Consider the following 3,971-nt stretch of genomic DNA (forward strand, 5'->3'; position numbering starts at 1 on the left):
TCTTGTGATCCGTCGAGATGCCCAGTCGGAAACCGTGCGGGTTGATTTTCTGTCCCACTATCGGGCCCCGCCCTTCTTCTTGGAGTTCTTGATGTTGGCCGCTTCGCGCTTGGCAGCAACGAGGTCTGCCGGCTGAACGACCACGGTCAGGTGACTGCTGCGCTTGAGGATGCGGTTGGCCGCACCCTTGGCGCGCGGACGCCAACGCTTCATCGTCGGACCCTCGTCCACGTGGACGACAGTGATGACGAGCTGCGAGCGGTCGAGACCTTCAGTGGTCTCGGCGTTGGCAGCGGCGCTGTCGACGAGCTTGTAGAAGTTCTCGGCAACGGCCTGCGGTGCGAACTGCAGGATCGCCAGAGCGTTGTCCACGGACTCACCACGGATCAGGTCGCCGACGCGACGCGACTTCTGCGCGGTGACGCGCACGAAGCGTGCCACGGCGAACGAGCCGGGCTCGTCGCCGAGCAGGCGCTCGCGGCGCGCGCTCACGCTTTCACGGGTAGCTGCACTCATCGCCTCTTCGCCTTCCGGTCGTCCTTCTCGTGACCGCGGAACGTACGGGTCGGGGCGAATTCGCCCAGCTTGTGACCCACCATCGAGTCCGTGATGAACACGGGTACGTGCTTGCGGCCGTCGTGCACGGCGATCGTGTGTCCGATGAAGGACGGCAGGATCATCGAGCGGCGCGACCAGGTCTTGATCACGTTGTGGGTCTCGGCAACGTTCTGCACGTCGACCTTCTTCTCGAGGTGCCCGTCAACGAACGGGCCCTTCTTCAAACTGCGTGGCATGTGTAAACCAATCCTTCTCAGCGGCCGGACTTGCGGCGGCGGACGATTTGCGAGTCGCTGGCCTTGCGCTTGCGCGTACGGCCTTCCGGCTTGCCCCACGGGGAGACGGGGTGACGTCCACCGGACGTCTTGCCCTCACCACCACCGTGCGGGTGATCGACCGGGTTCATGGCGACACCGCGGACGGTCGGGCGCTTGCCCTTCCAGCGGTTGCGGCCAGCCTTGCCCCAGTTGATGTTGGACTGCTCGGCGTTGCCGACCTCACCGATCGAGGCGCGGCAGCGAACGTCGACATAGCGCATCTCGCCGGAAGGCAGACGCAGCTGCGCCTTGGCGCCTTCCTTGGCGACGAGCTGAACCTTGACACCGGCGGAGCGACCCATCTTGGCGCCACCGCCCGGACGCAGCTCCACATTGTGGATCAGCGTGCCGACCGGGATGTTGCGCAGCGGAAGGTTGTTGCCGGGCTTGATGTCGGCGCCAACGCCGGACTCGACGGCCATGCCCTGCTTGAGGCCTTCGGGAGCAACGATGTAGCGCTTCTCGCCATCGGCGTAGTGCAGCAGAGCGATGCGAGCGGTGCGGTTGGGGTCGTACTCGATGTGAGCGACCTTGGCCGGCACGCCGTCCTTGTCGTAGCGACGGAAGTCGATGATGCGGTAAGCGCGCTTGTGACCGCCACCCTGGTGACGCGTGGTGATGCGTCCCTGGTTGTTGCGGCCGCCCTTCTTGGGCAGCGGCTCCGTCAGCGACTTCTCGGAAGTCGTGCGGGTGATCTCAGCGAAGTCGGCGACGCTCGAGCCACGACGGCCCGGCGTTGTCGGCTTGTACTTGCGAATAGCCATATGTCCTCAGTCCTCAGGCGCTCGGCGTCGAGAAGATGTCGATGCTCTGACCGGCGGCCACGCTCACGATTGCTCGCTTGGTGTCCTTGCGCTTGCCAAGGCCCGTCTTGGTACGACGGGTCTTGCCCTTGCGGTTGAGCGTGTTAACAGCGGTGACCTTGACGCCGAAGATCTTCTCGACGGCGATCTTGATCTCGGTCTTGTTGGCATCCGGGTGCACCACGAAGGTGTACTTGTTGTCGTCGAGCAGGCCGTAGCTCTTCTCGCTGACAACCGGAGCGATCAGGACGTCGCGGTGGTCCTTGTGGATCGTGCTCACTTGTCCCCTCCATCCTTCTTCGCAGGTGCCTTCTTGGCGGGTGCCTTCTTGGCAGCAGGTGCCTTCTTGGCGGCAGCCTTCGCAGGTGCCTTCTTGGCAGCGGCCTTGGCCGGAGCCTTCTTGGCCGGAGTCTCAGCAGCAGCCTTCTTGGCAGCCGGCGCCTTCTTGGCGGCCGGAGCAGCCTTCTTGGCAGCCGGAGCAGCCTCGGGCTCGACGGCCTTTGCCGGCGAAGCCTTTTTGGCAGGAGCCTTCTTGGCAGGAGCCTTGGCGGCCGGCCTGGTGTCCGGGTCGGTTGCGGCCTTGCTCAGCGCGATCGTCTTGGCACCCTCAGCGGAACGAGCCGCCACGAATGCGTCGAACGCGGCCTGCGTGAAGACGATGTCGTCACTCAGCAGGACGTCGTACGTGTTGAGCTGGTCGAACGACAGGATGACCGTGTCGGTGACGTTGCGCAGGCTCAGCGCCGTGACGGTGTCGTTGCGGTCAACGACCACGAGGACACGCGTACGGGTGGTGAGACCGGCAAGCGTTGCGATGGCGTCCTTGGTCGACGGCTTGTCGCCCTCGACGAAGCTGTCGACAACGTGCAGACGGCCAGTGCGGGCCCGGTCCGAGAGGGCACCGCGCAGGGCGGCAGCCTTCATCTTCTTGGGGGTGCGCTGTTCGTAGTCACGCGGCTTGGGGCCGTGGACGATGCCACCACCGTTGTACTGAGGTGCGCGGATCGAGCCCTGACGAGCGCGACCTGTGCCCTTCTGGCGGTAAGGCTTCTTGCCACCACCGGACACCTCGCCACGCGACTTGGTGCTGTGCGTTCCCTGGCGGGCAGCAGCCAGCTGGGCAACGACGACCTGGTGGATCAGCGGGATGTTGGTCTGTACGTCGAAGATGTCGACGGGCAGCTGAGCATCAATGGTCTTTGCCATGGTGTTCAGGCTCCCTTCACAGCGGAGCGGAGGACGACGAGTGCGCCCTTGGGGCCGGGTACGGCGCCCTTGACGAGAATGACGCCCTTGGCAACGTCAACCGCGTGAACCGTGAGGTTCTGCGTGGTGACCTGCTCGGCGCCCATGTGACCGGCCATGCGCAGACCCTTGAAGACGCGGCCCGGAGTGGCGCAGGCACCAATCGAGCCGGGCTTGCGGTGGTTGCGGTGCGCGCCGTGCGAGGCGCCCACGCCGTGGAAGCCGTGACGCTTCATGACGCCGGCGAAGCCCTTGCCCTTGCTGGTCGCGGTGACATCGATGATGTCGCCGGCGGCGAAGATCTCCGGGGAGATCTCCTGGCCCAGCGTGTAGTCGGCGACGAGCTCCGTGCGGATCTCGACGATGTGGCGACGAGGCGTCACACCGGCCTTGGCGAAGTGGCCCGAGACCGGCTTGTTGACCTTGCGGCCATCGATCTCACCGAAGCCGAGCTGGACGGCGGAGTAGCCGTCGGTCTCGCGCGTACGGATCTGCGTGACAACGTTGGTGTCAGCTGCGATCACGGTGACGGGAATGATCTTGTTGTCGGCATCCCAAACCTGGGTCATGCCGATCTTGCGGCCGAGGAGGCCGCGTGCGGTGGCAGTGCTGCTGGTGCTCATGGTCGCTGGCCTCCTTAGAGCTTGATCTCGATGTCGACGCCGGCAGGCAGGTCGAGGCGCATGAGCGAGTCGACTGTCTTGGGCGTCGGGTCAATGATGTCGATGAGCCGCTTGTGCGTACGCATCTCAAAGTGCTCGCGGCTGTCCTTGTACTTGTGGGGCGAACGGATCACACAGAACACGTTCTTTTCAGTGGGCAGTGGCACCGGTCCTGCGACCTTGGCACCCGTGCGCGTCACCGTGTCGACGATCTTGCGCGCCGAGGAGTCAATGACCTCGTGGTCGTAGGCCTTGAGCCGGATACGGATTTTTTGTCCCGCCATGCTCTCGCTCGTCCTTCTCTTCGTTCCGCTTCGCTTGGTCTCGCCTCGGGTTCGAGGGAGAAACTCATCCTCCCGCCGACCCCCGAGGTCGGGCGTGTCGCG

General features: G+C 64.7%; 7 protein-coding genes. All 7 read right to left on the reverse strand.

The annotated features are described in order from the left end of the window. Positions 1 to 57 precede the first annotated feature (57 nt). From rplV to rpsJ, 7 genes are read right to left on the reverse strand one after another with little or no spacing between them, the layout of a single operon-like run. Positions 58 to 492 (reverse strand): 50S ribosomal protein L22, encoded by a 435-nt coding sequence (gene rplV, locus V6M39_RS08605; RefSeq protein WP_442880740.1) that lies wholly within the window; start codon positions 490 to 492, stop codon positions 58 to 60. A gap of 20 nt (positions 493 to 512) precedes the next feature. Next, positions 513 to 794: a 30S ribosomal protein S19 gene (gene rpsS, locus V6M39_RS08610; protein ID WP_332643409.1), complete on the reverse strand. Its 282-nt coding sequence runs from the start codon at positions 792 to 794 to the stop codon at positions 513 to 515. Between the two features lie 17 nt (positions 795 to 811). After that, the gene (gene rplB, locus V6M39_RS08615) at positions 812 to 1,639 is read right to left on the reverse strand and encodes a 50S ribosomal protein L2 (RefSeq protein WP_309971842.1); all 828 of its coding nucleotides are present in this window, start codon (positions 1,637 to 1,639) and stop codon (positions 812 to 814) included. Between the two features lie 13 nt (positions 1,640 to 1,652). After that, the gene (gene rplW / locus V6M39_RS08620; protein WP_332643410.1) at positions 1,653 to 1,958 is read right to left on the reverse strand and encodes a 50S ribosomal protein L23; all 306 of its coding nucleotides are present in this window, start codon (positions 1,956 to 1,958) and stop codon (positions 1,653 to 1,655) included. Further along, entirely contained in the window at positions 1,955 to 2,884 is a 930-nt protein-coding gene (gene rplD / locus V6M39_RS08625; protein WP_332643411.1) for a 50S ribosomal protein L4, read from the reverse strand. Before rplD ends, rplW begins: the two co-directional genes overlap by 4 nt. Positions 2,885 to 2,889: 5 nt before the next feature. Continuing rightward, positions 2,890 to 3,546, reverse strand: a complete 657-nt coding sequence (gene rplC / locus V6M39_RS08630) for a 50S ribosomal protein L3 (protein ID WP_309971848.1) — start codon at positions 3,544 to 3,546, stop codon at positions 2,890 to 2,892. 14 nt (positions 3,547 to 3,560) lie between these two features. After that, positions 3,561 to 3,869, reverse strand: coding sequence for a 30S ribosomal protein S10 (gene rpsJ, locus V6M39_RS08635; RefSeq protein ID WP_012923688.1), 309 nt, complete (start codon positions 3,867 to 3,869; stop codon positions 3,561 to 3,563). Between the last annotated feature and the right edge of the window lie 102 nt (positions 3,870 to 3,971).

Source organism: Aeromicrobium sp. (genome assembly GCF_036675695.1).
Taxonomy (GTDB): domain Bacteria; phylum Actinomycetota; class Actinomycetes; order Propionibacteriales; family Nocardioidaceae; genus Aeromicrobium.

Coding starts and splice junctions, on each gene's coding strand:
- rpsS (WP_332643409.1), bottom strand. CDS start 794: ATGCCACGCAGTTTGAAGAAGGGCCCGTTCGTTGACGGGCACCTCGAG.
- rplB (WP_309971842.1), bottom strand. CDS start 1,639: ATGGCTATTCGCAAGTACAAGCCGACAACGCCGGGCCGTCGTGGCTCG.
- rplD (WP_332643411.1), bottom strand. CDS start 2,884: ATGGCAAAGACCATTGATGCTCAGCTGCCCGTCGACATCTTCGACGTA.
- rplC (WP_309971848.1), bottom strand. CDS start 3,546: ATGAGCACCAGCAGCACTGCCACCGCACGCGGCCTCCTCGGCCGCAAG.
- rpsJ (WP_012923688.1), bottom strand. CDS start 3,869: ATGGCGGGACAAAAAATCCGTATCCGGCTCAAGGCCTACGACCACGAG.